This is a genomic window from Peribacillus frigoritolerans (assembly GCF_030676415.1).
GTDB classification, from domain to species: domain Bacteria; phylum Bacillota; class Bacilli; order Bacillales; family DSM-1321; genus Peribacillus; species Peribacillus frigoritolerans_A.
This window is the reverse complement of record NZ_JAUUTW010000137.1, coordinates 1-255: the sequence shown is the minus strand read 5'-3', so window position 1 is coordinate 255 and position 255 is coordinate 1. Positions and strand designations below refer to the sequence as shown.

Annotated in this window: 1 protein-coding gene; it reads right to left on the bottom strand. The window is 36.9% G+C overall.

Going from position 1 to position 255, the window contains the following annotated elements; translation table 11 throughout:
• A partial coding sequence (locus Q8G36_RS28785; RefSeq protein ID WP_370694149.1) for a transposase occupies positions 1–255 on the bottom strand: 255 nt, incomplete at both ends.

The following is a 255-nucleotide window of genomic DNA, read 5'->3' as shown; positions in this document are numbered from 1 at the left end:
TTTTCACGATCTTGATTGATTTCTTCTTGAAGACGTCCTTGATACGCTCGTGTTTCTTTACGAACGATTTTCTTTTCAAATTTCCGTTTATTCGCACTGGCTTTCACATGTGTGGAATCCACGAAAACGTGTTCAGCACTTATTAACTTTTTATTAGCAGCTGTCATTAAAATGCGATAGAAAATCTGTTCAAACAGGTCTGTATCTTTAAAGCGTCGCTCATAATTTTTCCCGAACGTAGAGAAATGAGGTACT